Consider the following 24,516-nt stretch of genomic DNA (forward strand, 5'->3'; position numbering starts at 1 on the left):
TCTAAATCCATTAAGAATTACTCTTGCTTAGTTGAAGTTATGGATGTGCATTTTAAAAATTATCAAAATGTCTTTAATAATTTTTTATAGTTAATACTTGTTTAAGTAGTTAATAAGGGAAATTTATTGGTAGTATAGCGTATTAAATACATTAATTTTTCCAAATAAAGAAGAAGTCCAAAAAGTTTGGGCAATCTCTAATTTTTCGATTTTATATACTTCTTACAAGAGGGGAGTATACAAATATTACATTCTCAATAGGTATATCTTTGTTTAACGATATCCTCTATATAAATTTATAAGTAAAAAAATTGTTCAAAGATAATTTTCTTTCTTTAATTTAAAATCAAATAGTTCCTGTGGATGTACATCTAACCCTTTTGCTAACTCTTGAAGAGTAGAGATTCTAAAATCTACTTCCCCTTTTTCTATTTTGCTAATATTACTATGATCTACATCACATTTTTGCGCCAACTCTCTATAACTCAAATTCAGCTTTTTCCTAAACATTTCAACTCTCTTACCAAATGCTATTCTAAATTCTAATTTATCCATTGCGGTTAACTTTGAATAGACAAAATGAAGAGATTTTAATAAACAATTGTAGTCGAATTAACCTACATTAAGAAAAATGTTTTATATTTGCTAAATAAGTTACAATAAAGGTAACTTTGCAATACTTCAAAAATAATAATCGAAGCTATTGCTTAGATTCTCGACTAGAAAACTGGTAATTTTTATGTGTACGAGAAGATAAGTAAATTAGCTCACGACCGCGGCGTGGGCTCTCTTATCGTACACGGGTATACCAGTACCTCTAGTCAATAAGTTGAGTTCCACGCTTTTTCATTTGGGCAATATATGTAGTGAGTTAGCATTTTGAGGGAGAGATTCATCTTAATTTATCTAAGCAGTTCCTTCTAGCAATAATTTAGCTAAATAGGCTGCTTATGAAAAGAACAAACTCTTTGCCCCGGAAGTTAACCGATCTTCAGTTGTACGAACTGCTGAAAAAAGGCAATCCGACCGCTCTTGAATACATTCATTTACGCTACAAAAGACTTCTTTTTTGGGTTGGATGGCAAGTGCTTAAGGATGATTTTGTAGTGGAAACTATTGTTCAGGATACCTTTCTTAAATTGTGGCTACACCGGGACACCATTGAAACCCCGAATCATATTACTGGCTTTTTACGGTTTGTTATGAAAAGAGATTGTATATCGTATGTCTCTTCTCCAAGAAATAAATTCCACCGCTTAATTGCCTCTCTTGAAAGTTTTGAGAATTATCAGGATTATCTAGCAGGTTATGACCCGCTAAAAGATAAAGAGTATCTTCTCAGTCAGGAATCCGACCAAAACAAATTCGATGAAGTCAAAAAGATTTTACCCGTTCTGGACCCCAAAAGAAAACACCTGATTGAACTTTGCTTGGAATATGGCTTTCAACACAAACCAATCGCAGAAGCAATGGGAAGTAGTGTGAAAGACATCAGCAATGAGGTGAGCAGAGCTATAAATGATCTTCGGAAAATTCTTAGAGTAAGTTCTTTTGAACAGCCACAGGAAAAGGTTTTCGATAACAAGGAGCAGTCAGAAAAACTCAGTAATCAACAACTTGATATTTTGAAAAGAAGGTTTGAGCAGAAATCTTCATTTGCAGTTATTGCACGAGAACTCAAATTACCTGAAAAGGAAGTCCATCGGGAATTTCTGTATGCCTATCAACATCTGCAAAATCAAAACACGTCGGAAATAACTCTTTGAAATGGAAAAATCAACGATGACATTGACCCGAAAAATTCAGTTGCTGATCGACGTTCCATCTGATGAAAAAAACCAGATGTGGGAAAAACTCTACCGGTATCAGAACCGCTGTTTTCGTGCGGCTAATTTAATTGCTTCCCATCTGTATGTTCAGGAAATGATCAAGGATTTCTTTTACCTCACTGAAGATGTCCAATACAAACTAGCGGATGTAAACAAAGATGAAATGGGAATATTCACCCGTTCGAAAACAAATACAACAGCGCGCCTGGTCTCTGACCGTTTTAAAGGAGAGATTCCCACCGACATTTTGGGAAGTCTGAACAATACGATTCAATCAACCTTTTCTAAAAACAAAGCCGATTACTGGCAGGGAACAAAATCACTGAGAAATTTTAAAAAAAATATTCCAATTCCACTTCCGGTAAAATGCATCAGCAAAATGAAATATGATCCAGAAAAGAAAGCGTTTTGTTTCAATATGTTTGCGATTCCTGTTAAAACTTATTTAGGGAAAGACTTTTCTGACAAGCGGTTGATAATGGAACGCCTCTTGAGAAAAGAGATCAAGCTTTGTACATCGCAGATCCAGCTTAAAGATGGAAAAATATATTGGCTTGCAGTATTTGAATTTGAAAAAGAAGAGCGCCTTTTAAAACCCGAAATCATTGCAGAAGCTTCCCTGTCTTTGGAACATCCAATCGTAGTAAAAGCCAACAATGTGCGAATCAATATTGGTTCAAAAGAAGAGTTTTTATACCGCAGGCTTGCAATTCAGGCAAGTCAAAAAAGGATTCAAGCGGGCGTCGCCTATGCCCGTTCAGGAAATGGAGTCAAACGTAAACAGAAAGCACTGTATAAAACAGAGAATCTGGAAAGCAGATATGTAAGTCATCGGCTTCATTTGTACAGCCGGAAATTGATTGATTTCTGCATCCAGCAACAAGCGGGCACGCTTGTCCTTAAAAATCAGGAAGACAAGATAGGCATTGCAAAAGAACAGGAATTTGTACTTCGCAACTGGAGTTATTACGAATTGCAGACCAAAATAAAATACAAAGCAGAAAAGGCTGGTATCGAATTGATCATTGGATAAAAAAAATAACGAGGGTGCTTGTACACCCGCAGGGTGAGGTCTTGAACACTCACTAAATACTAAATAGTATATACAACGGCGTGGGCTCTTTTTTTCCATAAATATTAAACAAGAAAATAAATTCTGAATAAATTTAGAAAAACACATCAAGTTGCCAATGAAGTAAAGACTAATTTTTATTGACTTTCCAAAAATACCAAATGCAAACTTTTATATTGACTTAATTACTAATTTGGCGTAGTTATTATATGACCTCTATCGTAAATTATAATCTGACACTTCCTGCCACGAAATTTTATTACTAATAATCTCTTTGTAGTTCTCTGAGATTTTATGTTTATTACCAAACCCTAATTCAGTAATTTTCTTGTCTAATCCCTCAATCGAAGGTATATTATGCAAAACCATTTCAATTATCATTCTTGAAGATAGAAATTGTGCATATTTAAAAAACAAGTCAAACTTTTCATAATTTTTTTTACTCATTCCGGAGTGAACTAAAGCTGATCTGTAATTGTAAAGAAGTCTCGCATTTTCAAATATATTTTTGCCTTCCTCTTCTGAATTGGAACATAAAACTGCAAGATTTCTTCTAAAACTAAATGAAAGTTGCTCTCTTCCTGAAACTATTGTTTCTAAACAGATGCATAAGCAGATAAATGACATTTCTGGACTATTTACGTAAAATGAGTCTGAATAATATTTTATTGCATTACTAATGTAATTAATGTCTTTGTATTTTTTAAAAATTTGCAATAATGCATTTGTCTCTGAAAATTGATCTTCTGGATAAATAAAAAAATGTTGCTCAGGCTTATCATACTTATTCCAAACATATGACTCTGATTGAGACCAAGAACTTATTTGGGTACCCAAACCTTGATCATACGTGGTAGAAAAAATATTATGTATATATAATTCGGATGGATGTAAAATACGCAAAATATTGATTACTTCATAAAAGTCAGATTCATTGGGTTGATCGTTTTTATCTAAAGGCCATAAAAGACTTCTATGTTCATAGTCAACATACAATCCAGAACTATTACCTCTCTGGGTTGCTTCTACAATCCTGTCCCAAGCAATTTCAATAATCTGAAATTCCTCAACTATTTTTTTTCTGGTATTTTCATCTGATAGCTTTCCACCCTGAATTTTCCAGGGACTTAAATCTAACTTTGAAAAATCAACATAAGAATTACCTATTGATGCTATAAGTATTTCATTCATAAAAATTAATTTAAATTTTTAGTGACTTTGTAAGGTTAAGGTAATCAAAGAATAAATTTTCAATTTTGTACAAAAGTTCAATGGAAAAAATTCCGTTGAACTTTGCAGTTTCGCCCCACATTAGCAAAACCCTTGTTAGCAGAAGTCTTTATCTTTTGTATGCCCAACTCATTAGTTTATTTATTGAGTTTAAATTATTAATGTAATCATCACTGTTTCCATCATAAATTTTTAATTCTATTTCTTTGCTGATAGAAATTGTATTATTTATTTGCGTAATTATTTTATCCAACTCTATATTAGGTAATGGAAGAAGTGCTGTAAAACTTCTTTTAGATTTTTCTGAAATTAAATCAAAGACAATCATCACACATTCTAAACCTTTATTCATCACAAAATATAATCCTGGTTTCATTTTATTGGTGTTGTATCCCCAAAAATTCTCTGGATAAATTCTTTTGGTTGGATTAGAAATTTGTTCTCTAATTAAGTCGTAACTTTTATCAATTATTAATGAGTATCCGGTTTTTTGAAAAAGTATTATAAAAGCAGTTTTTAATATAGAATATTCTAAATTTTCAGGTATAACTCTACTTTTCAGGAAATTAAAATCAATGATTTTATCTTTTCCAACTTTTTCCATTATAGGATTAAGTATTTTAGGATTGTTATTTTTTGCACTGTGGAAAATACTCATTTCTCCCTTTTCATCAATTGAAATAGTTGTTCTTAAAGTCACCCCATCAATATTTGTTAAGGCTTTAAACTCTGTGTTAGGAAGAAATAATTTATTATCTAACTCCTTCATTCTTTCTGCAAGATGAAAATCAATTTTTTCGCCAGCTTCATTATTACACTTTTTGCAGGTCAATGTGTTCGGTCTTCCACCTAGAGATTTTGGTGGTGCATCTTCAAGTGTTAAAAAATTATTTTCATCGATATACATTGATATATAGCTCTTTAGACAAAGTGGACATAAGTAACTGTCTCTTTTGCTTGACAGTAATTGGTTATCTAATAAGAGATTGATATTGTTAATGTATTTTTTGAAAATTCGATTTCTTTGTGCTTCGTATCTTGACATAATCTTTATATAAATTTTCTACTAATGTTTTACAGCTACAAAAAGTTGGCGATTTCGGAGTCGAAAACTGTATGCTACCACCGAATTTGATTCTGAGCACAAAGCTTCTTTAAATCAGTGAACCGCCAATTTCTTGTAGGTGCTGTTACCTGCTGGCTTTATTTATAGTCCTTCATTTATTACTTCTTCTACAATGTCGCCAATTTTGTAAACTAAAGATTTTCGTTTATTCAAACCACTATGGCTAAATCCTAAAATGTGCATATACTCATGTGCATAATGTCCAGCTAATGAACCATAATCATTCTTCTCACTCCACATTTTAAGTCTTTGAGGGCAAATGGCAGTAACGCCATCGCCTTGCCCATCAATACCAATCGTTCCTGCCCATGAATTTGGCTCACAGTTTTTCATCCATTTTTCTCCATCTTTCTCAAGGGTAAGTGTCCTAATTCGTAGGTCAACAACGTTGTCATAACCTCCTAAACCTTGCACTTCATGTGATTTAATTATTAAGTCATAAATTTCTTGGTTTGACATCCCCTTAGTCTTTGTAAATTTCCTTGTAAGAACTTTTTGTTTAAACTTTTCTGAATTTAGGACTAGTTTTAATTTTTGAATTGACATATGAGCAAAGCTTTCATAATCTTCATAACCAACTATTGAATGTAACTTGACTGTTACTATTTGTTGACCAAAAGTTGATAAACTAAAAATTGAAAAAAGAACAATTAGTATATTTTTCATGGCAACTATTCTTTCAATAAATTAATACTTGGTTTTGGAAGAGTGATTTTTCTATCATCTATACCAAGTTGTTTTCTTTGCTCCAATGCTTGAATATAGTCTATTATTAATAATTCATTTGAATTAATACTTATTTGTTCTTTTGTTAAATCAGTTGTCTTAATAAAAGGTATGCCATTTCCAGGTTTATTGTATTCTTTTAAAGCTGTTTGAAATGTTGCATTAAATGTTGAACTTGTTTTAGATGACCAGTCTTCACTCAAAACTTTGTTTTGTATTTCAGTAGATGTTAGTGTAAGTGTAGAATTGCCTTTTGAAAAACTTGTAGTAACGGTTTGTTGTTTGTCAACATTACTTGAAAAGGCTTCAATGAAAAACATTAAATTGTCATTGCGTAATTCACTTGTTTGCGTTGGATTGTTTTTTGGCGCAACAACTATTGCTCTTTTTGGCTCCGTTAAAATTGAAAAAATATAATCGTTCGGCTTTTTTATATCAACATATCCTGATTGTAATGGAGGTTCTGTTCCGAAAATTACGGCAAAAATTCCTGTCTTTGTAGCGAAAGGTGAACTTGGTAAAAAATTTAAACTAATTTTTCCTGTTGGTATCCTTTCCCTGATGTTATTTTCCGCATCATTCTCAGGGCTAAGCATATCGTTTATTGACCCTGCTAAACTTTTGACAATTGGGTCAAATGGATTTGTAGGGAAAGGTAAATTTTGTGTAAGCTTTGCTACATTTTTAAGGACAAAGCCAAAGTCAGTGTCTTTTCTCTTTTTAAGCAATATAATTTCTAGTTCTACTTTTGTATAAACGTTCTTATCAAATGTTAGTGGAAAATTATCGAATAATGTTCCTTCGATTGGAAGGGAAACTTGTCCTGTTGGATATTTCGTTACATCAACTAAATAAAGTCTTTCAATAGTTGTAGATTGATTTGTTCTTGTTGGTTTGTCGTAACCGCTCAAAGTTGCTCTAACTAAAACTCCGGCTTGTGCGTCTTCTCGAAATAGACTTGCGGTTTTTGTGAGGTCAACACTAACAAGCCCCAATGTTATTACATCAGTAGCATTACTGATTGTTCTTGAGTCTGTGTAGCCTATTCTAAAAATGTCAGAACCGCCAAAGTAATTTTGACCATTTACTGAAAGTGTAGCAATTATAGCTATCAATGTCAATAGTAATTGTTTTTTTTTCATCTTATTGTTATTTAGTTTTTCAATTTATCTTGTCGTTGTTGTGTCGGTTAAGCTTGCAGATAGCTTCCAGTTATTTACGCATTGCGCCAATCTGAATTATATAGTTTGCGTAAAACTATTTCTACTGCTAATATAAAATTTATTTTGATTATTTGATTACTAGATACTTACATTTTTTTTCTTACATATTCTTTGGATTGACGAATATTTTGTTTTTTTTTAAAAAACAGATGCTGATAAAAATATACTCCACTGCTAAGACAGGGCTTCAATCTCCACCAACAACAAATCTACAATCAAAAGATATTTTAATTTCATCCTACACCTAAAAAATTGCACGTCCTATTTGAATTGTTTTTGATACTAAGTTGTATCAACTTAGTATTCTTATTCAATATCTGTCATTTAATTTTCGTCATTTTTTTTTTCTTTTCACCAGCAATTTCTTCTATGTATCTACACAAAATACATAGTTTTCTATTTTTAAAACAAAATGATTTCCATAACAAAAAAAACGAGTTCCGAAGTTTTTTCACCTTTTTCGCAGAAAAGGCAAGAGAGTCTAGGTAGTATAAAATGTAAATTTTGTACGTACAAAGACACATCTTGCTATATAGCTTTCATAATTTAGAAATTATATTTTAATCTACCTTAATTTAGACTAGTGGTCATAAATGATTTTAGTCTAGTTTCGGTCTTTTAATAATTGGAAGATCAGATAGCGAAGAACTTCCATTAAAGTGTGAAATATCAAGTGTATTCATATTTTTTTCGAGAGTAGACTGCCAATTCAAAATAGGTCTTCCTAATGAATTTTTCCACTCTGCTTCTTCCCATTTGTGAAATTTTTGAATCAATAAATCATCTAATTTTTCTGAATAGTCTTTTAAAGTTCTTGCAAAATCCATAAACTGTTTTATGCTAGGATATTTGGAAGATAAATTCTCCCCGACAATTGTCGACTCTAGAAACTGATCTAATTCTTTAATCGGGTCTTCCATAGTTTCAAGAGTCTTTGGTGCTACTTTGGGCAATTGATCTCCTTTTAGAATGAAACGATTCGGAAAACCACGATTTCTATTGTAATCTAAAAGTCCTAAAAGTTTGAGTTTATTTTTCGCAGTAATAATCGTTTGTCTGGAAAGTCCAAGTTCTCTTGCCATTTGATAGTCTGATAACTCAATTTCCTTTTGCAGATCTTCACATTTGTAGAGGATAAAAGTAAAAACAGCTATGGTATTTGCACCAATTTTATTTTTTGAATTTAATTCAAAAATTTTTTCAAATAAGTTTGCGTAAAAAGTTTTATTATTTTTCATCGCTTAAATCTTGGTTTATATTGGTTTTCAATTTCATTGATTTGCTGATTAAGATATTCATTCAAATCTTTAAATTTTGAATAAAAAGCCCTACAGTCTTTTGAATTTTGTATTTCATTATTAATGATTTCAACAGCACGATTTCCAGCTTCATCATTATCAAAATAAAGCTCCACCTTCTCATATTTTCCGAGTGAATTTTTAATATTATGAATCATCGAAACGGAATTCAAAATGAGATAATCAGAAGGTTCTTTTTCTAATTTATTTTCTAAATTTTTAAATGAAAGAAAATCGAAAAAACCTTCGAAAATCCTAACTGAATTTGAATTGTTTTTAATTGTTGAAATATCTTTTTTACCTAAACAAATTTTGGAGTATTTATTGCGAATTTCGTAACCGCAAGAATCATTTTTAAAACCAATCCCGAAATAGTTCTTATCGTTCATTCGATAATGAATTTCGTGTAAAAATTCGGTTTGCTTTTCAACTTTTCTTTCTTTTAAATATTCTAAAAGTGCAGGATGCTGAATTTCTTTTACATTAATTATCTCATAGTTCTTTGAAAGATTTTCCAGTTTACTACTGGAAATATTTTGCTGATGAAAAGAAGAGAAATTCTGATTTTCTGCCCAAAGTAAAACTTCACTTACTGATTCATTCAAATATTTTTTCATAAAAGCGACATTGTTTCCGCCGATTCCTTCGGAGTGTAAATACCAATAGTTTAAATTTTTATTGATTTTAAAAGAGGCTTGGGATTCGCTGGCAAAGGGGTTGAGATACCAAGCTTCTTTTTCATTTTGTTTCGTGGGAAGGTGTCCGAGAGAAAGGAGGACGTCTTCCAACGGGATTGTATTAAATTGCTTGCAGTTCATTTGTATATTTTCTATGATTTTTGTTAAAAGACTTACCTAATTACCATAGTATTAATAATCAATTTATTATCTCAATTTTTCACCTTACCTTAAAATACCTATTTACCATAATTTTATTTTAAAGGTAATTTCAGGTAGTTTTAAATAATAGGACATACCTTAATAACAAATTGGTTTTCTGATATTTAAAAGATTAAGGTAAGTAGGTAAATTATTATATAGTATTAAAATTAATTTGTGATTTTTGACCGAATGAGGTAACCATAGATCTGTCTTTGCGGATGTTTAACTCTGGGAAATTTGAAAGACGATAAAGCTCTTCCGATTTTCAAATGATTTAGGCGAATTCCGTGAGAATTAAGATCAATCATCACTTCTGTGGCTGTTTTAAATTCTTCCAGATTGTCAGATGCTTCATAGAATTTACTTACCATTTCCTGTTCTAAAGTCATTTGTGTGAATCGCTCATTACGTTTTTCGTTTTCGGAAATATCTGCTAAAGTGAGTTCAGGATTGTAATTTTCTCGTTTGTAAGCGTTGAAATAGGCTTGAGCCCAAACCTTATCAATATCAATTTCAGATGAATAATTGAAGTTGATTTTCTCGATTACTTCAAAAATAATCCAACGAACACTTCCGGATTCGTCTGTCAGAAAGTCTGTTTTGTTGGTAGAACCTACGAAACTGCAAATTCTTTCCAGATATTCGGCTTTCCTTGCATAAGGCAATCTTTCGTTAATGTGCGTTTTTGAGATCATCGCTTTCAAAGAATTGATGTCAGCTTTTGCTAAAACCGAAAGTTCATCTAAATTGATAATCAAATTTTTGCACAATTTGATTCTGCTATCTTTATCCAAACCAATATCTTCCGAGAGGTAATTCGTTAGTTTTCTAGGAATAAAAAATCTTAAGAATGTTGACTTCCCACTATTCTGAATGGTATTTGCCAAAACCAAACAATGCTTATTGATTTTCTCTTTTTCTAAAGCACAAAAGACCGCTCTGGTAAACCATTTCTCAACGTGATACAAAAATTTTTTATCGTCGTTAGTCTTCACATAACTGCATAATTTTGCGATATGATCTTCGCCATCCCAATCCTCCAAACTTTCAATATATTCTGAAATAGGATTATACTGTTCTATCAAATGGCTTCTGACCAAGATTTCCAACTTATTAATCGGTATATTAATTCCAGATTGAATGAGCTCTATATACAATGAGTTTAAATTTAGATCTGTCCATTTTTTATCTTGTATCAGTTTGATTTCAAACTCCAGAGATATGGTATTGAATCTTAATGAATACTTCGAATTGAGATAATTTAGAGTGCGATCAAAAATGGTTTTGCCTTCTGTACCATTTTGATACAGAGTATTTTTCTCTTCCATAAAAACATCTGGGTATTGTGGAAACAGAAACAAATAATTATTATATTTGTACTTTACTTCCAAGTAAAACAAAGATTTTAAGCCTAACTACTGCTTTAGTTAGGCTTTATTTTTTTCGTAAAGAAAATTCAATCGCTTCTTGTTGAATTTCATCATTTGATTTATGGCTGTTCTTTAACAACCATTCGTCAATTTTTTTGCGTTCAAAAAATAGAACTTTCCCGTTAGGTTTAGAGAAAGGGATGCTGTGCGAATGAACTAATTTGTATATGTAGGATTTCTTGAATCCCGTATAATCTGAAAGTTCTTCGACGTTCAGAATTTCCTTTAAACCGAAAATATGTTTTTCAATTCGGTTGAGTTTGTGCAGAATGATTTCGTTATTTTCCATTGCTTTCGTTTAACAAATTTAATGAAGCAAAAGTCATCATAGAAAACCATAAAAACAATAGAGTCAAACACTTAAAGGCGAAATAAGAATGATATGGATTAATCTGGAATGTGTAAAGTCTAAATAAGAATAATCTGGATTAAAATAGATTCAGTAAAATTTTACTAACTAAAATATTACTCTACCTAAAAATATATTTTTACAGTTCTATATTTAGTTCCGGGATAATCTCAGCGGCTTCTTTCATTTTACTATCCACAATTTTTGCATAGATCTGTGTCGTTCTCAATTCTCGATGTCCCAATCTTTTGGAAACTGTGTAAATATCTGCACCATTTTCCAAGAGTAAGACAGCATTCGTATGTCGAGCTGAATGAAAAGTAATATGTTTAGGAACCGCAGCGCGATTGCACCAACGGACTATTTCAGTATTGTAGGTCATTCCATATCTCAAACCTTTGAAAACTTTCTCTAGTGGATCTTGTCTTTCTCCTAACAAGTCTCTGGCTTGTTTTGATATATATAGATATTCTACGCCATCAGTTTTTTCTTGTCGGAAATTAACTCTTGAAATATCACCTTCATCACGAACTTCTTTCCAAATTAAAGAACTGATATCTGACCAACGTAATCCGGACAAGCAAGAAAAAAGAAAAGCTTTCTTTAATACCGGATACTTACATTCTGCTTTGGCTAAACGTTGCAACTTGTCAAAAATCAGATATTCTCTCTGGCTTTCAGCCTGTTCAAATGATTTTACCTTTGAAGCATAATTTACTGTCAAATATCCGTTATCAAAAGCACTTCGAAGTGCAGCTTTAAATTTGTTGAAATATGAATATTTGGAATTTTGAGAAAGTGGAATTTCACTTTTAGTTAGAGCATCTTTTTCAAAATATCGGTGAACTTTTTTGACGAATCTCTCGTCAATTTCATCGAAAGTCATGTTCTTTGAAACGATCTTTTTTAAATGTTGTAAAGTAGAATACCAGTTGCCATAATTATTAGAAGAATCTTGCAGTCGTTTTTCATCTGTCAACTCTTCAAAATATGTCAAAAAAGTTCTTTTACTTTTCACCGTATCTTTTAAGTCGTAACGTCCTTGGACATATTCAGCTTTTTTGATCGCCAAAATACTTTCGGCAAGAGCCATAGCTTCTTTATTTTCTTTTTTTTCTTTAGGTGTTTTAGGTTCAGGATGTAAATAAATTTTCAGGTACTCAAAATCCCGCAGATGAATTCTTTTTCCTTGTACATTAGTAGAAGAACCTTTGTAATACTCAATGAAAAGACTAATCCTTCCATCAGCTAAATTTTTCTGTTTTAAAGTGATATTCATACATTCTATTTGAGGTGTACATTTGTACACCTTGGGGCTTGTTTTTGCAGCTCAAGGTGTACAACAGGTGTACAAATATAAAAATAAACTCTAAAAAGAGAAAATAAAATTTTTATAAATGACTGATAATCAACTAAAAGAAAGAAAAAGAAATCGAAGAAAAGCTAATTTATTTCCCGATACAGAATTTCGAGAAAATATTCCCCAAAACCTCGTCATTGGTAACTTCGCCTGAAATTTCTCCAAGATATTCCAAAGCATTTCTAAGTTCGTAAGCTAAGAGCTCTGTTGAAATCTGAAAATTAATGGCTTCTTTCACTTTATCAACGGCATCTAAAGATTTTTGTAAAGCTTCAAAATGACGTTGATTGGTGATAATTACGTTGTTTTCAGAAGTTTTTAACTGTTCAACATATGAAGATAATTCATTTTTCAAATCTTGAATGTTCTGATTTTCAACAGCTGAAATTTTTATAAAATCAAATTCTTGAGAAATTTCGTCTATGAAAATTTGTTCTACATTTTCATAGTGATTCGGGATTACTTCGTCAATTTTTGTGGCGCAAATAATCAGTTTTAAATCATCCCTCAATAAAGATTTTATCATTTCGATGTCATCTGTAAAATCCGTTGTTGCAACATCAGCTAAATAGACCAAAATATCAGCATTTTCTACTTTTTCCTTGGCCTTTTTTACTCCTATTGCCTCAATTTCATCGATTGTTTCACGCAATCCGGCGGTGTCGATCAGACGAAAAGCATGCCCTTTAATATGCAGAACTTCCTCAATGGTATCTCTCGTTGTTCCTGCAATACTGCTTACAATAGCTCTTTCTTCTTTAAGTAAAGCGTTCAGAAGGGTAGATTTTCCAGCATTTGGCTTTCCGATAATGGCAACCGCAGTTCCGTTTTTGATGGCATTTCCGTATTGGAAACTTTCAATTAATGAATTTAATTTTAATTCAATTTTATCTAAAAGTTGATTTAAAGCAGAACGATCTACAAATTCTACGTCTTCTTCTGCAAAATCAAGTTCCAGTTCAATTAATGATACAAAATTCAGCAAATCGGTTCTTAAAAACGAAATTTCATTTGTAATTCCGCCTTTAAGCTGGTTAATTGCCACTTTTCTTGAAGCTTCATTTTCGGAAGCAATCACATCAGCAATCGCTTCAGCCTGAGAAAGGTCAATTCTTCCATTGATAAAAGCACGAAGCGTAAATTCTCCTGCTTTTGCCATTCTCGCTCCGTTTTTCATCAGAGTTTCCAAAATACGTTTACCGATATGTGGCGAACCGTGAAAAGTAATTTCCACAGAATTTTCTGTTGTAAAAGTTCTTGGCGCCAAAAAAATAGAAAGCATTACTTCATCAATCGCCTCATCTTCATCCATAAAATAACCGTAATGAATGGTGTGAGACTTCTGTTTTTCAAGTTTTTTTGAAGGAAAACATTTCTGTACAACAGATAATGCCTCATTTCCTGAAACTCTGATAATTCCTAAAGCTCCTATTCCGTTGGCGGTTGCAAGCGCGCAAATGGTATCGTTATTCATGCTGCAAAATTACGGAAATTTATATGGCAAAACATCCAAAATTTTATGTTCAAAATTCAGTTATTCAAATCCTCTAAGATTCTCAAACGCTCAAACTCTTCCATCCTCAAACTTCTTTTTTTGGAGCAGGGCTAAAAAGTTCTCTGTAATTCAAAATTTCTCTGTATAATGAAAAACTGTTATCTTTTTTGTAGATTTAAATAAGGCAAACACAATTCAGATTATGGATTGTATTTTGACTTAAAACTTTAAAACAAAATTTCATAAAATAGATTTACATGGGTATCGTTGCATTAGTTTTAATCGTTATCATCATTTTAATATTCTTTATCTTGAAAATTCCCAAACTTAACGTTGCAAAGAAAATACTTATTGTAATTTCGGTTTTACTGTTATGTATAACCACTTTAGCGGTCATTTTTATAACAGGTTTTGATCGTGGAAGGATGCCCAAGAGGGAAGAAGTTGAAGAAGGTCAGAAAAATTTTGATACAATAAAAAAATCAGATAGTACAATTACTAAGGTTTATGAAAATCTTCCAAAAGATAATTCAGAACAAATCAAAGCACTGTTATTCAATATTGAGGGAAACTATGAATTTAAAAAAGAAGAAACGACCTGCAAAATGAATCTGACTTTATATTACCAAAAAAATCAGTTGAAGTATAAGTTGAAAACCAATACCCGAGAATTTTCAGATAATGCTGAAATTGAATTAAATGAGAAAAAAGACGGGTATTATATTACATTCAAAAATATTGAATGGAGCGAATATTTGGGCGGACTCGACAATGAGGGAGAACCAATAGATAAAAATTTATCAATACCTGAAAACGTTTCTGGTACATTGTATAAAAATGAAATTATCATTCAGAATTATGGCAACTCAATGAATTATTACGTGGTTTTTGATGATTGTGGAGAAAAGTACATTGAATTGATTAAAAAATAAAGCATTTAAGACGATGAAAAAATTATTCTTTTTCCTTCTTTTTCCGTTGTTAATGTTTGGAAACATGGCAAAACCTTGGATGGATGGTTCTCAACATTCTGTCTTATACGGTGTAGGAAATGCTTCAGTGAAAAGTGAAATTATCAATATTCGTTTGGTAAAAGAACCCGTTGATGAAATCTATTTTGCTAAATATTCTATAAAATATCGAATCTATTCACCTCAAAAACAAAAGCTTCCTTTATTATTCATAGCGATTAATCTTAATGATGAAAGAGAGGTAAAAGTTAATGGTGTTTCAAAAAATACAGAGCTTTTAAATATCGAAAAAAAGAAATATTCATTTATCCAAAAAGACGAATCAGGATTTTTTGTTAAATATGATCAGTCTGATAAAGTACCGGTAAATCCGAATGATCTGCTTTATTTTTCTGCAGATTTAGTAGAAGGTGAAAATATCATTGAGGTAACATACAACGCAGATTTAGAATATAACACTTACGGTTTTATCAAGAATTATAAATTGGAATATTCCCTTTATCCATCAAAATTCTGGAAGTCTTTTGGGCCGATTGAAGTTAATCTGATTTTAGATGATGGAATTGAATTTAAAGATTCAAATCTCGGCTCCGGAAAAAAAGAAAGGAAGATTTATCAATGGAAAATTTCACCTCAAAATCATGAAAATATTGTAATCACAGTTTCTGAGAACACCTCTTTTATCTCCAAAATACTCTTATTTTTAGATCCTTTCGGAATTGCTTTGATTACTTTTGTTGGAATGTTTCTTATCCATTTAAAATTAATAAAAAGAAGTTCTAAAAAATACATTTTAGTTCTAGGGATTGTATTGGTTCCGATACTTTTTTATGTTATTTATTTTCTGTCTTTTGATCTCATCGATCTTAGTTTAGGAAAGAAAAATACTAAACACGGATATGTATTTTTATATGTAGTAACTTATCCATTATTACTTTTGATTTATTGGATATTGATGTGGTTGATTTATAAAAGAACAAAACGGAGTAAATAATTCAGCTTTAATTAAAAAATCACCTCATAAGCTGAGATGATTTTCAAAAGAAATAAACTTTCTTATATATATAAAGTGGTCGGTTTGTAAGTACAAAAGTAGGGGAGAAGAGTGTGATTATTTTCAGGATTTACCCTGAAAATAAAACCGTGAAAATACGGTTGCAAGATAAAAAATTGTCCTGCAAAATTTATTGCAGGACAATTTTTATCTTTAAAATGATTACAAATCGAATCTTAATAATCTAGACTTTTTAACTGAGTCTTAATGGTTTAAATTAAAATGCACAATTGTTATTTTAAATTGGATTTACCAATTCTAAAAACCATTCTTTTACCTCGCCTTCTAAATGTGAAGCTAATTTTTCTTCACAAGTTTTATGATAAGAATTCAACCAATTTATTTCGTCCTGAGAAAGAATTTCTTTCACAATATCATTTTTAAAGAACGGACAAAATGTTAAGGTTTCAAATTCGTAAAAAGTACCGTGAATTGTAGTTTCAGATTCTTTTACGGCAATTAGATTTTCGTGACGGATTCCGTAATCACCTTCTAAATAATATCCTGGCTCATTTGAAACAACCATTCCTACTAAAAGTTCCTGCGGGTTCATATCTTTTCTGATGTTTTGCGGGCCTTCGTGAACGTTCATAAAGCTTCCGACACCATGTCCGGTACCGTGATTATAGTCTTTTGCATTCATCCATAATGGAAGTCTTGCAATCGCATCCAATTGAACACCTCTCGTTCCTTTCGGAAATTTTACCATCGATAGACGGATCATTCCCTGTAAAACCAAAGTAGAATTGATTTTGAATTCTTGAGACACCGCCCCTAAAGCCAAAGTTCTCGTAATATCTGTTGTTCCTTCTAGATATTGTCCGCCGGAATCAACCAAAATACTTGCATCTTTCGTTACCTCTTTGCTTCCTTCACTTTTTGCCGAATAATGCATCATGGCACCGTTTTCTTTAAAACCAACGATGCTTCCAAAACTTTCACCCACAAAATTTTCACCTGCAGCACGGAAGCTTCTTAGTTTTTCACCAATTGAGTATTCGTTCATGGCTTCTTTTCCGGCATTATGAGTCAACCAATAAAGAAATTTTACCATTGCAACACCGTCTCTTACCATTACTTTTCTGAAACCTTCCAACTCTGTTTCGTTTTTCTGAGCTTTCATCAGATTTCCCGGAACGGCAGCTTTTACAAAAGTGTTGTTAATTTTTAAAGCTTCAAAAATTGACTGATTGCTGTTTGGTGAAACTAAAATGTTCTCGTTTTTAATGGTTCTTAAATGATTGTAAAATTCTTCATACGGCATCATTTTCACCCACGCTGCATCCATTTGTTTTCTGGCCTCAACTTCCATTTTTTCAAGGTCTGTGAAAAGAATCGCATCATTTTTAGTAATTAAAATATATCCTAAAAATACAGGGTTGCTTTCAACGTCACTTCCTCTCAAATTTAATGTCCACGCAACATCATCAAGACTTGAAATCACATGCACGCCAACTTCCTGCTCTTCCATCTTCTGACGGATTGCAGAGATTTTATCGGTAACAGATTTCCCCGCTCTTTCAATTGGGTGTGTATAAATAGGATTTTTTGAAGGTGTACTTCTTTCTTTCCAAACTTCTTTTAATAAAGGAGAATCAACTAAGTTTAAATTTTTTGCATTCAGTTTTTGATACAAAAGTTCCCAGTTTGAATGTGAAGTTGCCAAAGCATTTACGGCAACTTTTCCGTTTGAAGGAATTTCAGAAATAATCCAGTCGATATAGTTGGGAGTTCCTTCCATTCCGTCTTTGAAAAGATCAATTCCTGAACCAGCCAATTCAATCGGAGCTTGTGTAAAATATCTTCCGTCCGTCCAAAGTCCAGCTTTATCTTTTGTAATTACCACAAAACCTGCAGAACCAAGAAAACCTGAAAGCCAGGCTCTTTCCTGCCATTCTTCAGGTAAATATTCACTCATGTGAGGATCTGCGGAGTATACTATAAATGCATCAACATTGTTTTTCTGCATTTCTTCACGAAGCGCAGCTACTTTTTCCTTTGAAGTCATTATTTTAATAATTTTAAAGACGTGAAGTTACAAATTAAAGCTGATTTTGAGAGTTAAAAAATATACAAAGTTTTTGAGAGATGAGGTTGGATGCTGGAAGCTGGATGAGGGAAGATTGATTGGGATGTAACTTTCAGATTACTTATTTTAAAAAAAAAATCTCATAAAAATACATCATAAATTTGCTGACAGAAATTACTTCCAGCATCAAACACCCAGTTTCCAACCCAAATAAATACCATAAATCAGAAAATTAAAAAATTTTGGAAAGATTATTGCAGTATGGCCTTCATGGGAACGCAAAACTATAATAATCACAGGAAATATTATCCGCCACATCATTTTGTTTATCTACCATTATTGCTGGGTTTAGAAGTTTTTGGAATTTATAAAATATTCAATGATTCGGAACATCAAATTGTTTGGATTCTGTTTTCAGTTATTATATTTTTAATCTTGTATTTGGCGGTTATGATTCGTCAGCATTACGCTCTTGGTTTACAAAATCGTTTGGTACGATTAGAATTTAAACAAAGATATTTCGAGCTTTTCAACCAAAGATCAGATGAAGTGGAAGAGAAACTTAATTTCGGGCAAATTGCCGCACTGCGTTTTGCTTATGATGATGAATTTAAAGAACTTTTACAGAAAGCTTTACATGAAAACATTTCTGGAGACCAAATCAAAAAATCCATCAAAAACTGGAGAGAAGATCTTCATCGAATTTAAAATAATAAACCTAAAAATAAAATATTATGAAAAAGTGGACTTTATACAGCATGACTGTTCTTAGCTTAATGCTTCTTACAAGCTGTGAAGCAGTGGAAACAATTTTTAAAGCTGGAATGTGGTGGGGAATCATCGTTGTCGTTGGAATTATTGGGATTATCTTATGGTTATTCTCAAGGGGTAAAAACTCATAATTTATCGTATGGAAAATTCAGATCTTGAAATTATTTCACATTTAAAACCTTCCAAGATCATCAAAATCATGAAAGATCCGGTGGCTTCTGCAAAGGCTGTAAATTTAATTTACACTTCCGATGCAGAAGCCATTGGTATTATTCGCCGGAAAAGAGGCAAAAAATTTCAATACTTTATAGGTGACGAAAGAGTTAAAGATAAAGATAAAATCAAACGTATTAACAGTTTGGTCATTCCGCCGGCTTGGGAAAATGTTTGGATTTGCGCTTTAGATAATGGTCATCTTCAGGCAACTGGTTTTGATGTAAAAAACAGGAAACAATATCGTTATCACCCACTTTGGAGTGCTCTGAGAAATCATACAAAATTTTACAGAATGCTTCAGTTTGGCTATGCTTTGCCTGAAATACGTTTACAGCTTGAAAAAGATTTAGCCTTAAGAAATTTTGATAAAAGAAAAGTTTTAGCATTGATTGTAAGTTTAATGCAACGTACCAATATCCGAATCGGAAATAATATTTATGAAAAACTGTATGGTTCATTTGGTTTGACCACTTTAAAGGAAAAACACGTAAAAGTTGAAGGTCAGAAAATTAATTTTTCGTTTAAGGGGAAGAAAGGTGTAATGCACAATGTCAATCTTAAAAGTAAAAGATTGGCAAAACTGATTATGAAATGTAAAGAAATTCCGGGAAAAGAACTGTTTCAATATCTTGATGATGATGGAAACAGACATTCTGTGGATTCCGGAATGGTGAATGATTATATCAAAGAGTTGAGCGGAGAAGATTTTACGGCAAAAGATTTCAGAACATGGTCAGGAACGGTAAATGCTTTAATTGCCTTCAAAGAAATCGGTTATGCAGAAAACAATTCTCAATACAAAAAGAAAGTTAAAGCAGCTTTAGATATTGTTGCCGAACACCTTGGAAATACGAGTACAGTCTGCCGAAAGTATTACGTTCATCCTTTAGTCATCAATTTATACGAGAATAATACGATTAAAAAATATCTCGACGAATTGGAAGTTATTGAAGAAAATGATGGAAAAGCTGGATTAACACATGAAGAGAAATTAGTTTTAAAAATTCTGGAAAACGAGAAAATGTAGGTTATTGCAAAACTTTAATGTCCTGGAACTGTGGGTGGGAAATTTTCACCTTCATTCATTTCGATAACCTGTGCGTTTTCATCGAAAGAAACATCAACAGCTCCTGACAAAAAACTAAATAAATCTGTGACACATTTTTGATCAGGTGATGTAATTTTAAAAGGACGATGACCCATTTGTACGGTCGTACTTCCATCATTCATTTTCATGATCTCATAATTGCCCTTTATTAAACTTTTACAATTTTTCTGATTAATATTAATCTGAAATCGCCTCTCATCAACGAAATACAATACGTCAGGTTTTATATTGTCTTTATCTAAATAAAGCTTGCCTTCTTTATAATTTTTCATGTCAAAATACCATCTTGAACCTTTTAAAATGCCATTCAACAATTGATCATCAGGAATCTTATATACTTCTATTTGTTGTTTTAAAGGAATTTTCTCAACATTTTTTTTCTTATGCTGTGCGAAAACAGTTTGTGAAAAGCATAAAAGAATAAAGATTATTTTTTTCATTTTCTAAAACTTTAATATCTATCAAATATAATCATTCTCATAAATAATAAAACTGAAATAGTTTCTATCGATTTTCAGTCCAAATTAAATGTTGTAAATTTGTAAAAAAGCAAAAACAAACAATACAACTCATATGTCAAAAGCAATTTCGCAAGTACCATTTGCAGTAAATGAGCCGGTAACTTCTTACGAACCGGGATCATCAGAAGTAAAATCTCTTCTTGCAACTTACAAAAAAATGTGGGCAGAAAAGACAGAAATCCCAATGATTATCAACGGAAAAGAAGTGAAAACTGGTGATACTGTTCAGCTTCAGTCTCCACAAGATCATGCTCATGATTTCGGTTTTTATCATAAAGGAACAATGCAGCATGTAGATGATGCCATCAATACAGCATTAGCCGCAAAAAAAGCTTGGAATGACCTTGGATGGGAACACCGTGCAGCGATTTTCTTAAAAGCAGCAGATCTTTTGGCGGGACCATACAGAGATGTAATTAATGCAGCAACCATGATCGGACAGTCTAAAAATGTTCATCAGACTGAAATTGATGCCGCTTGTGAATTTATTGATTTCTTGAGATTTAATGTAGAATTTATGACTGAAATGTATTCTGAACAACCGGTTTCTGACGCAGGAATCTGGAACAGAGTAGAATACAGACCACTGGAAGGATTCTGTTTTGCGGTAACTCCATTTAACTTTACAGCGATTTCCGGAAATTTACCGACTTGTATGGCAATGCTTGGAAACGTGGTGGTTTGGAAACCTTCAGACAAGCAGATATATTCAGCTAAAGTGATCATGGATGTTTTAATCGAAGCGGGACTTCCTGCCGGAGTTATCAATATGATTTTTACAGACGGAAAAGAAACTGCTGAAAAAGTAATGGCTCACAGAGATTTTGCAGGACTTCATTTTACAGGATCTACAAAAGTTTTTCAGGGAATGTGGAAAATGATTGGGGATAATATTCACAACTACAGAACGTACCCAAGAATCGTTGGTGAAACTGGAGGAAAAGATTTCGTTATCGCTCACCCTTCTGCAAACATAGAAGCTGTTGCAACAGGTTTGGTAAGAGGTTCTTTCGAATATCAAGGACAAAAATGTTCTGCGGCTTCAAGAGCTTATATTCCTAAATCTCTTTGGGCTGATGTGAAAAAAGTAATGGAAACTCAGATTGCATCTATTAAAGTGGGTTCTCCTGAAGATCCTTCTAACTTCGTGAATGCAGTAATCGATAAAAATTCATTCGAAAAATGTAAAGGTTACATCGACAGAGCAAACGCTTCAGATGTTGCCAATGTTGTGATCGGTGGTAAAACTGATGATTCTAAAGGCTGGTTTGTACATCCAACTGTTATAGAAACTACAGATTCTCAATATGAAAGTATGGTTGAAGAAATTTTTGGTCCTATTTTGTCAGTTTTCGTTTACGAAGATGCAGATTGGTCTGAAACTTTAAAAATTGTCGATTCTTCTTCTCCATATTCATTAACAGGTTCAGTTTTCGCACAAGACAGATATGCTGTAAATGAAGCTTTCAAAGCATTAGAAAATGCATCTGGAAACTTCTATATTAACGACAAACCAACCGGTGCAGTTGTTGGTCAACAACCTTTTGGTGGAGGTAGAGCTTCAGGAACAAACGACAAAGCGGGTTCTAAAATGAACTTATTGAGATGGACTTCTGTAAGATCGATCAAAGAAACTTTTGTTTCACCTAAAGATTATAAATATCCATATTTAGGATAAGTAATGATTAATTGACAATGAGTAATTGTTGATGTTATATAAAAAAAGCCTCGAAATTTTGGTTTCGGGGCTTTATTGTTTTTAAATTTTATGTTTTAAGACTTTTGTTCTTATTTTTAAAATAATCAATAAAGCCTGAGTAATGATAAAAGTAAAAAACGGAATTGTAAAAGCAGGATAATTCAGAGCTTCTGAAGATACATACATCAATCGGCTTGCAACAGCAATAATCATTAAAGCTAAACTTAATAATGAAAATGGAATATCATATTTGCATTTTACTAAATTTAAAATCATGCCTACAAGTCCTAAAAAAGCAAAAAGCTGATCAATATTTCCAAAGTCGAATACAGTAAAACTTAACCATAAAATAAAAGGAATAGGTATCATTTGTCCCATCAACATAATTAGAGAATAGGTTATTAGAGAAAATATGTTCAAATATTTTATAAATATTGTCATTTAGAATATAATTAAGTTTTACCGGTATTTTAATAGATTCTAATTTTTAAGACGCTGTAAATTAGAAATTACTTCACAACCGTTGCTTCCATTTCAACTTTTAAGGTTTCAAACAAAGTTTTCACTTCAATTACGGTAGTCGTTTGCTGAATTTCATGTTTTATAATCCAGTTTTGCCAAATGTCGAAATTCTCAAAAAATGCTGGATGATCTGTTGTGTAAAGAGTTAGTCGTACGATATTTTTAACTTCAAAATCTGCCTGCAAGATCACCTTTTCAATATTTTCAAAGGTTTTGATGATTTGCGTTCTCATATCTGCACTGCTCGAAATGCCTTGGTCGTTAATTGCAGTTTGCCCGGAAACATACAGTGTACTCTGAACATTTTTTACTTCTACAGCTTGTACGTAATTTCTTTCGTCTTGCCATGTCCACGGGTTGATGATTCTTTTTTCCATGTTGAAATATTTTAATTTAATTAATGGAACAAAGTTCGGCAGAGTGGGAAAATTGATGTTGTGACCTGCATCACTATTTAAGGCTTTTTTAAATCTGATTCTAAATACAGTCTGCTTAATGTTTCTCTTGAAAGACCTAAATAAGCAGACAAGATGGTTTTTGGTAAGCGTTGAATGAGAGTTGGGTAAGATTTCAGAAACTGTTCGTATCGTTCTTTTGCGCTCATTGTCATCAAGGAAAGAATTCTTCTTTGATTAGAAATATGTCCGCTGATTGCTTTTTTAAGGAAAAAATCAGTCATTTTTGGAAGCTCTGTCAAAAGTTGTTGATAAGCGTCAAAAGAAAGTTTAAAAACTTCAGTATTTTCTAAACATTGAAGGGATTGCGTAGCTTTCGATTGCGTGTAAAATGCCGCATAATCGGTTTCCCACCAATCTTCCATTGCAAAAGAAATGATATGTTCTTTACCTTCACTGTCATTAAAAGAAAGCTTTACAAGTCCGGAAATGATAAAATAAACATCGTCGACTTTATCATTTTCGTTGATGATGAATTCTCTTTTCTTAAAAATTTCATGACTGAAAAAAGAACAGGCTTTCTCCAATTCGTCTTCTGAGAGATTAATTGTTTTCTGAATATGATTTTTTAGAATTTGCTTCATATTTTACCCTTGAAAATCTCCACAATCATGCTCCTCGAATTTTTCAACCAGACTTTGAGGGGTATAATATTCTGAAATTCTTTTGTTTTTGAGTACTGGTTTTTTGCCATCAATAGTAAGTTTATAGATAGGTTCATTTTCAACTTTAGTGAAAATAAAATTAGCATCAGAAGTGATTATTTTTAAACTGTTTCCCGAATTTTCATACTTGAAATCTTTATATCTGTAAAAATCATTTTTCTCACATAAGCTTACAATGTCAAAATTCTTTTTGTTGATTTTAAATTCGGCTAAATCACATGCATAACAATTTCCGGTAAATTCAATTCCGTATTTTTTGAAAACATCTTTATTATTAACATCCTTAATTTCAATCGGAGACAAATTGCTGTATTCCGACCATTCAATTTCCTCAATTTTCTTTTCTTCGACAGGTTTTTCAATAGTTTTAGGTTCAGAAATCTGTTCGGTATTTTCAGTTGGTTTTTCAGTTTCCTTATTTTCAGGTTTGCAGGAAAAAATTGTCAATAAAAGAGCTGTTGAGTATAATAGAATTATCTTTTTCAT

General features: G+C 32.1%; 25 protein-coding genes. 8 read left to right on the forward strand and 17 right to left on the reverse strand.

All coding sequences use genetic code 11. The features are described from left to right. Positions 1 to 315: 315 nt before the first annotated feature. On the reverse strand, positions 316 to 555 hold the full coding sequence (locus OEA66_RS18520; protein WP_267282794.1) for a helix-turn-helix domain-containing protein: 240 nt from the start codon (positions 553 to 555) through the stop codon (positions 316 to 318). Between the two features lie 395 nt (positions 556 to 950). On the opposite strand from OEA66_RS18520, the gene OEA66_RS18525 reads away from it, so the two are divergent. After that, positions 951 to 1,766 (forward strand): RNA polymerase sigma factor, encoded by an 816-nt coding sequence (locus OEA66_RS18525; protein ID WP_267282795.1) that lies wholly within the window; start codon positions 951 to 953, stop codon positions 1,764 to 1,766. Between the two features lies 1 nt (position 1,767). Beyond that, entirely contained in the window at positions 1,768 to 2,862 is a 1,095-nt protein-coding gene (locus OEA66_RS18530; protein ID WP_267282796.1) for a transposase, read from the forward strand. 255 nt (positions 2,863 to 3,117) lie between these two features. On the opposite strand, the gene OEA66_RS18535 is transcribed toward OEA66_RS18530, so the two are convergent. The 10 genes from OEA66_RS18535 to mnmE all read right to left on the reverse strand — a co-directional run bounded on the left by OEA66_RS18535 (position 3,118) and on the right by mnmE (position 13,998). After that, positions 3,118 to 4,092, reverse strand: a complete 975-nt coding sequence (locus OEA66_RS18535) for a HEPN domain-containing protein (protein WP_267282797.1) — start codon at positions 4,090 to 4,092, stop codon at positions 3,118 to 3,120. 148 nt (positions 4,093 to 4,240) lie between these two features. Next, on the reverse strand, positions 4,241 to 5,176 hold the full coding sequence (locus OEA66_RS18540; protein WP_267282798.1) for a hypothetical protein: 936 nt from the start codon (positions 5,174 to 5,176) through the stop codon (positions 4,241 to 4,243). Between the two features lie 162 nt (positions 5,177 to 5,338). Then, a complete protein-coding gene (locus tag OEA66_RS18545; protein ID WP_267282799.1) occupies positions 5,339 to 5,923 on the reverse strand; it encodes a hypothetical protein in 585 nt (194 codons plus the stop codon). Between the two features lie 5 nt (positions 5,924 to 5,928). Next, positions 5,929 to 7,125, reverse strand: a complete 1,197-nt coding sequence (locus OEA66_RS18550) for a hypothetical protein (protein WP_267282800.1) — start codon at positions 7,123 to 7,125, stop codon at positions 5,929 to 5,931. 680 nt (positions 7,126 to 7,805) lie between these two features. Further along, positions 7,806 to 8,444 carry a hypothetical protein gene (locus OEA66_RS18555; protein WP_267282801.1) on the reverse strand — a complete coding sequence of 213 codons (639 nt, stop codon included), beginning with the start codon at positions 8,442 to 8,444 and terminating at the stop codon, positions 7,806 to 7,808. Then, positions 8,441 to 9,322 carry a DUF8464 domain-containing protein gene (locus OEA66_RS18560; protein WP_267282802.1) on the reverse strand — a complete coding sequence of 294 codons (882 nt, stop codon included), beginning with the start codon at positions 9,320 to 9,322 and terminating at the stop codon, positions 8,441 to 8,443. The genes OEA66_RS18555 and OEA66_RS18560 overlap by 4 nt, the downstream gene beginning before the upstream one ends. Before the next feature lie 230 nt (positions 9,323 to 9,552). After that, positions 9,553 to 10,713: a VapE domain-containing protein gene (locus OEA66_RS18565; RefSeq protein ID WP_267282803.1), complete on the reverse strand. Its 1,161-nt coding sequence runs from the start codon at positions 10,711 to 10,713 to the stop codon at positions 9,553 to 9,555. Positions 10,714 to 10,819: 106 nt separating this feature from the next. Next, positions 10,820 to 11,104, reverse strand: a complete 285-nt coding sequence (locus OEA66_RS18570; protein ID WP_065720091.1) for a helix-turn-helix domain-containing protein — start codon at positions 11,102 to 11,104, stop codon at positions 10,820 to 10,822. 199 nt (positions 11,105 to 11,303) lie between these two features. Next, the gene (locus tag OEA66_RS18575; RefSeq protein WP_267282804.1) at positions 11,304 to 12,443 is read right to left on the reverse strand and encodes a site-specific integrase; all 1,140 of its coding nucleotides are present in this window, start codon (positions 12,441 to 12,443) and stop codon (positions 11,304 to 11,306) included. 169 nt (positions 12,444 to 12,612) lie between these two features. Next, a complete protein-coding gene (gene mnmE / locus OEA66_RS18580) occupies positions 12,613 to 13,998 on the reverse strand; it encodes a tRNA uridine-5-carboxymethylaminomethyl(34) synthesis GTPase MnmE (protein ID WP_267282805.1) in 1,386 nt (461 codons plus the stop codon). Between the two features lie 278 nt (positions 13,999 to 14,276). Between mnmE and OEA66_RS18585 the strand changes: the two genes are divergently transcribed. Then, a complete protein-coding gene (locus OEA66_RS18585) occupies positions 14,277 to 14,951 on the forward strand; it encodes a hypothetical protein (protein ID WP_267282806.1) in 675 nt (224 codons plus the stop codon). Between the two features lie 13 nt (positions 14,952 to 14,964). Beyond that, positions 14,965 to 15,984: a hypothetical protein gene (locus OEA66_RS18590; RefSeq protein ID WP_267282807.1), complete on the forward strand. Its 1,020-nt coding sequence runs from the start codon at positions 14,965 to 14,967 to the stop codon at positions 15,982 to 15,984. A gap of 298 nt (positions 15,985 to 16,282) precedes the next feature. Here the strand turns inward: OEA66_RS18590 and OEA66_RS18595 are convergent, their stop codons facing one another. After that, positions 16,283 to 18,052 (reverse strand): aminopeptidase P family protein, encoded by a 1,770-nt coding sequence (locus tag OEA66_RS18595; protein WP_267282808.1) that lies wholly within the window; start codon positions 18,050 to 18,052, stop codon positions 16,283 to 16,285. A 291-nt stretch (positions 18,053 to 18,343) separates the two neighbouring features. On the opposite strand from OEA66_RS18595, the gene OEA66_RS18600 reads away from it, so the two are divergent. From OEA66_RS18600 to OEA66_RS18610, 3 genes are read left to right on the forward strand one after another with little or no spacing between them, the layout of a single operon-like run. Continuing rightward, positions 18,344 to 18,781, forward strand: coding sequence for a DUF6526 family protein (locus OEA66_RS18600; RefSeq protein WP_267282809.1), 438 nt, complete (start codon positions 18,344 to 18,346; stop codon positions 18,779 to 18,781). A 26-nt stretch (positions 18,782 to 18,807) separates the two neighbouring features. Next, positions 18,808 to 18,975 carry a phosphatidate cytidylyltransferase gene (locus OEA66_RS18605; protein WP_267282810.1) on the forward strand — a complete coding sequence of 56 codons (168 nt, stop codon included), beginning with the start codon at positions 18,808 to 18,810 and terminating at the stop codon, positions 18,973 to 18,975. 8 nt (positions 18,976 to 18,983) lie between these two features. Continuing rightward, positions 18,984 to 20,087, forward strand: coding sequence for a DNA topoisomerase IB (locus OEA66_RS18610; RefSeq protein ID WP_267282811.1), 1,104 nt, complete (start codon positions 18,984 to 18,986; stop codon positions 20,085 to 20,087). Between the two features lie 14 nt (positions 20,088 to 20,101). On the opposite strand, the gene OEA66_RS18615 is transcribed toward OEA66_RS18610, so the two are convergent. Continuing rightward, positions 20,102 to 20,608, reverse strand: a complete 507-nt coding sequence (locus OEA66_RS18615; RefSeq protein ID WP_267282812.1) for a hypothetical protein — start codon at positions 20,606 to 20,608, stop codon at positions 20,102 to 20,104. A 133-nt stretch (positions 20,609 to 20,741) separates the two neighbouring features. On the opposite strand from OEA66_RS18615, the gene pruA reads away from it, so the two are divergent. Continuing rightward, the gene (gene pruA, locus OEA66_RS18620) at positions 20,742 to 22,367 is read left to right on the forward strand and encodes an L-glutamate gamma-semialdehyde dehydrogenase (protein ID WP_267282813.1); all 1,626 of its coding nucleotides are present in this window, start codon (positions 20,742 to 20,744) and stop codon (positions 22,365 to 22,367) included. 81 nt (positions 22,368 to 22,448) lie between these two features. Here the strand turns inward: pruA and OEA66_RS18625 are convergent, their stop codons facing one another. The 4 genes from OEA66_RS18625 to OEA66_RS18640 all read right to left on the reverse strand — a co-directional run bounded on the left by OEA66_RS18625 (position 22,449) and on the right by OEA66_RS18640 (position 24,516). Continuing rightward, positions 22,449 to 22,766 carry a hypothetical protein gene (locus tag OEA66_RS18625; RefSeq protein ID WP_267282814.1) on the reverse strand — a complete coding sequence of 106 codons (318 nt, stop codon included), beginning with the start codon at positions 22,764 to 22,766 and terminating at the stop codon, positions 22,449 to 22,451. Positions 22,767 to 22,897: 131 nt separating this feature from the next. Next, positions 22,898 to 23,287 carry a RidA family protein gene (locus OEA66_RS18630; RefSeq protein ID WP_267282815.1) on the reverse strand — a complete coding sequence of 130 codons (390 nt, stop codon included), beginning with the start codon at positions 23,285 to 23,287 and terminating at the stop codon, positions 22,898 to 22,900. A gap of 77 nt (positions 23,288 to 23,364) precedes the next feature. Further along, entirely contained in the window at positions 23,365 to 23,949 is a 585-nt protein-coding gene (locus OEA66_RS18635) for a Crp/Fnr family transcriptional regulator (RefSeq protein WP_267282816.1), read from the reverse strand. 3 nt (positions 23,950 to 23,952) lie between these two features. After that, on the reverse strand, positions 23,953 to 24,516 hold the full coding sequence (locus tag OEA66_RS18640) for a hypothetical protein (RefSeq protein WP_267282817.1): 564 nt from the start codon (positions 24,514 to 24,516) through the stop codon (positions 23,953 to 23,955).

The sequence above is a fragment of the Chryseobacterium luquanense genome (genome assembly GCF_026460945.1).
In the GTDB taxonomy this organism is placed as follows: Bacteria; Bacteroidota; Bacteroidia; order Flavobacteriales; family Weeksellaceae; genus Chryseobacterium; species Chryseobacterium luquanense.

Excerpts from the sequence above, each read along its gene's own strand:
- OEA66_RS18610 (WP_267282811.1), top strand. The coding sequence starts at position 18,984 with ATGGAAAATTCAGATCTTGAAATTATTTCACATTTAAAACCTTCCAAG.
- pruA (WP_267282813.1), top strand. The coding sequence starts at position 20,742 with ATGTCAAAAGCAATTTCGCAAGTACCATTTGCAGTAAATGAGCCGGTA.
- OEA66_RS18615 (WP_267282812.1), bottom strand. The coding sequence starts at position 20,608 with ATGAAAAAAATAATCTTTATTCTTTTATGCTTTTCACAAACTGTTTTC.
- OEA66_RS18605 (WP_267282810.1), top strand. The coding sequence starts at position 18,808 with ATGAAAAAGTGGACTTTATACAGCATGACTGTTCTTAGCTTAATGCTT.
- OEA66_RS18530 (WP_267282796.1), top strand. The coding sequence starts at position 1,768 with ATGGAAAAATCAACGATGACATTGACCCGAAAAATTCAGTTGCTGATC.
- OEA66_RS18595 (WP_267282808.1), bottom strand. The coding sequence starts at position 18,052 with ATGACTTCAAAGGAAAAAGTAGCTGCGCTTCGTGAAGAAATGCAGAAA.
- OEA66_RS18590 (WP_267282807.1), top strand. The coding sequence starts at position 14,965 with ATGAAAAAATTATTCTTTTTCCTTCTTTTTCCGTTGTTAATGTTTGGA.
- OEA66_RS18525 (WP_267282795.1), top strand. The coding sequence starts at position 951 with ATGAAAAGAACAAACTCTTTGCCCCGGAAGTTAACCGATCTTCAGTTG.
- mnmE (WP_267282805.1), bottom strand. The coding sequence starts at position 13,998 with ATGAATAACGATACCATTTGCGCGCTTGCAACCGCCAACGGAATAGGA.
- OEA66_RS18575 (WP_267282804.1), bottom strand. The coding sequence starts at position 12,443 with ATGAATATCACTTTAAAACAGAAAAATTTAGCTGATGGAAGGATTAGT.
- OEA66_RS18550 (WP_267282800.1), bottom strand. The coding sequence starts at position 7,125 with ATGAAAAAAAAACAATTACTATTGACATTGATAGCTATAATTGCTACA.
- OEA66_RS18640 (WP_267282817.1), bottom strand. The coding sequence starts at position 24,516 with ATGAAAAAGATAATTCTATTATACTCAACAGCTCTTTTATTGACAATT.
- OEA66_RS18630 (WP_267282815.1), bottom strand. The coding sequence starts at position 23,287 with ATGGAAAAAAGAATCATCAACCCGTGGACATGGCAAGACGAAAGAAAT.
- OEA66_RS18555 (WP_267282801.1), bottom strand. The coding sequence starts at position 8,444 with ATGAAAAATAATAAAACTTTTTACGCAAACTTATTTGAAAAAATTTTT.
- OEA66_RS18585 (WP_267282806.1), top strand. The coding sequence starts at position 14,277 with ATGGGTATCGTTGCATTAGTTTTAATCGTTATCATCATTTTAATATTC.
- OEA66_RS18600 (WP_267282809.1), top strand. The coding sequence starts at position 18,344 with ATGGGAACGCAAAACTATAATAATCACAGGAAATATTATCCGCCACAT.
- OEA66_RS18520 (WP_267282794.1), bottom strand. The coding sequence starts at position 555 with ATGGATAAATTAGAATTTAGAATAGCATTTGGTAAGAGAGTTGAAATG.
- OEA66_RS18535 (WP_267282797.1), bottom strand. The coding sequence starts at position 4,092 with ATGAATGAAATACTTATAGCATCAATAGGTAATTCTTATGTTGATTTT.
- OEA66_RS18565 (WP_267282803.1), bottom strand. The coding sequence starts at position 10,713 with ATGGAAGAGAAAAATACTCTGTATCAAAATGGTACAGAAGGCAAAACC.
- OEA66_RS18545 (WP_267282799.1), bottom strand. The coding sequence starts at position 5,923 with ATGAAAAATATACTAATTGTTCTTTTTTCAATTTTTAGTTTATCAACT.
- OEA66_RS18625 (WP_267282814.1), bottom strand. The coding sequence starts at position 22,766 with ATGGGACAAATGATACCTATTCCTTTTATTTTATGGTTAAGTTTTACT.
- OEA66_RS18635 (WP_267282816.1), bottom strand. The coding sequence starts at position 23,949 with ATGAAGCAAATTCTAAAAAATCATATTCAGAAAACAATTAATCTCTCA.
- OEA66_RS18560 (WP_267282802.1), bottom strand. The coding sequence starts at position 9,322 with ATGAACTGCAAGCAATTTAATACAATCCCGTTGGAAGACGTCCTCCTT.
- OEA66_RS18540 (WP_267282798.1), bottom strand. The coding sequence starts at position 5,176 with ATGTCAAGATACGAAGCACAAAGAAATCGAATTTTCAAAAAATACATT.
- OEA66_RS18570 (WP_065720091.1), bottom strand. The coding sequence starts at position 11,104 with ATGGAAAATAACGAAATCATTCTGCACAAACTCAACCGAATTGAAAAA.